Origin of the sequence: Streptomyces sp. NPDC097617 (genome assembly GCF_044761485.1) — a bacterium.
Taxonomy (GTDB): Bacteria; Actinomycetota; Actinomycetes; order Streptomycetales; family Streptomycetaceae; genus Streptomyces.
In genome coordinates this window covers 1-2,154 of sequence record NZ_JBIWCL010000074.1, presented here as the reverse complement: position 1 = coordinate 2,154, position 2,154 = coordinate 1, and the positions used below count along the sequence as shown (strand labels likewise).

Annotated in this window: 3 protein-coding genes; all 3 read right to left on the bottom strand. The window is 68.0% G+C overall.

The genetic code is table 11. The features are described 5' to 3' along the window. A partial coding sequence (locus ACIQZO_RS40445; RefSeq protein ID WP_403636419.1) for an SMI1/KNR4 family protein occupies positions 1–380 on the bottom strand: 380 nt, incomplete at its 3' end. 374 nt (positions 381–754) lie between these two features. Then, positions 755–1,552 (bottom strand): hypothetical protein, encoded by a 798-nt coding sequence (locus ACIQZO_RS40440; protein WP_403636417.1) that lies wholly within the window; start codon positions 1,550–1,552, stop codon positions 755–757. A 130-nt stretch (positions 1,553–1,682) separates the two neighbouring features. Further along, a complete protein-coding gene (locus ACIQZO_RS40435; RefSeq protein ID WP_403636415.1) occupies positions 1,683–1,850 on the bottom strand; it encodes a hypothetical protein in 168 nt (55 codons plus the stop codon). Positions 1,851–2,154: the final 304 nt, after the last annotated feature.

Sequence of the window (2,154 nt, the reverse complement as noted above, 5' to 3'; positions counted from 1 at the left end):
ATGACAGTCCAGTCGTTCGGCTCAGCCCCGGGAAGAACGAGCCAATACAGGCATTCACCGTTGTCCGTGGTCGCCCACGGGATGACCCGCGATCCTTCGACCTCCAGTTCTGCCGGCTTCTTCTCGAATTCCCATAGGTCTTCCAGGTCTTCGAACTGGAACTTGGCCCACTTGAGAAGGTCGTAGTGCTTACTGGGGCAGCCGGGCTCAAGGACGTAGAGGCAGTCGTCCCAGTTGCTTCCTCCGTAGACGCCGATGAGCTCCTTGTAGTCGTCGGGGAGCTCGACCGCGAGGGTGCGTGCGACCTCGCCCCAATCCTTGTGGCGGGGTTGGGACGGTGCCGGGGCGATTTCGAGAAGACGGGTAAGGGCGTTGGTCACGGCGGCGGGGTCCTGTTCCTAAGGGTCGGAGGTCCGGGCGGACGGGGTGACACAGGAGGGCGGGTAGCGGCGAGACGCACCTGCTCAACTCGGCGAAGCCCAGGTACTGGCCCAGCACGATCCGACGGGTGGCTCCGGGGTGCCCGGCGCCCTGGGCGAAGAACAGCGCCAGGATCAGGATGTCGTCGATGTTTTGGTGACGGCGAACAGCCCCGCCGCCGGCCCGATGATGCCCAGCTCCACGGGTAGCCGGTCTCCTTCGACTCGGGTGTCCCCGTGACGGTACCGGGAGCCCGAACCACGGCGACCGAAGGGTCGAAGGCCCGTGCCGCCGGTCCGGACGGAGCCGGACGGGGCGGGGCGGCTGAAAGGTCTCAGTTGTTGCGGTTCGCCTGTGCGGAGGCCGCGTCCTGGAGGCTCGTCCAGCCGCGCGGGAAGGGTGAGAGGGCATGCTCGGGTGCGGGGGTGCCTGGTGGCGCGGTGAGTGCCTGTGCCGCGTGCTCCCACGTCGTGGAGTGCAGGACGACCTCCTGGTCGAGCACGTCCGGGCGCAGGGCCAGGATTCCGTCGTGGTGGAGGGCTCGGACGTGGTTGAGGGGTTCGATCGCGGCGACCATGGTCCAGGTGATGAGGGGCACCGCGGCACGGAAGCGTTCCGCCAGACCGAACGGGTCGGCTTCGCGGCGCCTTTCGGGGTCGTGGTGGACCACGTCGCCGTAGATCCAGGCCCAGGCCAGGTCGTGGGCGGTCAGTGAGGCGGTCCGGCCGGTGACGGTATTTGCGACCATCACCGTGTACCCGCTATCCACGGCCGGCTTCGTACGTGCCCGCCACTCCGCCCGTTTCGCCTTGAACTCGCGCTTCTCCTCCGGGAGGTCGAGGCAGAAGTAGCCCACCGCCGCCAAGGCCTTCAGGTAGGAACAGGGGTCTTCTTCCAGGAGCAGCGGCCGCACCCGGGCGGCGGCCGACTCGACCAGTTCCTCCGCCGGAAGTTCCTGACGCACCACGGTCTGCCCGCCCGTCACCGTCACCGTCATCGAGCCCGCGCCGAGCGCGACCAGACGTTCCCAGTCGGCAGCCAGCGAGTGCTCCTCGACGCGGCGGGACCGGAGAACGAAGGCCTCCAGGTTCAAGCGGTGGCGCTGCTCTATCTCCAGCGAACTCGCGGCCATCCATCCCCCTCGTGTCCCACGACGATTCCCCTCTTCGAATTTCGTCCAGCATGGCCGGATAGCCACAGCCGCGCAATGCGTTTGCCTGACCGACCCCGGCCCCGGAACACCTCCGAGTCCGAGCAGAGGCTCAGGCCTGCTCGACTTCCGCCATGAGCAGGCGCAGGGTCAGGGCGTGCTTCTCCGGCGGCAGGGCATCGAGAGCGGTGCGGGCGTGGGTGGTGCCAGCTGTGTTGTCGCCGGAGCGGGCGAGCATCAGGCCGCGGTGCATCTCCAGGTGGGTCGCGAACCGCGGCAACGTCGCGGGGAGCTCGACCGTCGCGGCGTCCTGGGCGTCGCGCGCGAGGGGCGAGGGGGCGGAGTCCGGACGGAAAGCGCTTTCCGCGCCGCTGATCCGCCGTTCTCCGCTCTCGCTCGCCTTCGCCCCTCCCGGCTGACCGTGGGCCGGGTCTCAGCTTGGTCTTTAACCTCGCTCGTCACCCGACCTGCTGATCTGTGGTGTTTCCCGGGACAGCGAAGGCGGCCGTTCTCCACGCTTCGAGATGTCGAGTAACGAAGCACCAGAGAACGGCCGCTGCGTATGAGTCTGTCTGCTGAGGTGT

Excerpts from the sequence above, each read along its gene's own strand:
- ACIQZO_RS40440 (WP_403636417.1), bottom strand. The coding sequence starts at position 1,552 with ATGGCCGCGAGTTCGCTGGAGATAGAGCAGCGCCACCGCTTGAACCTG.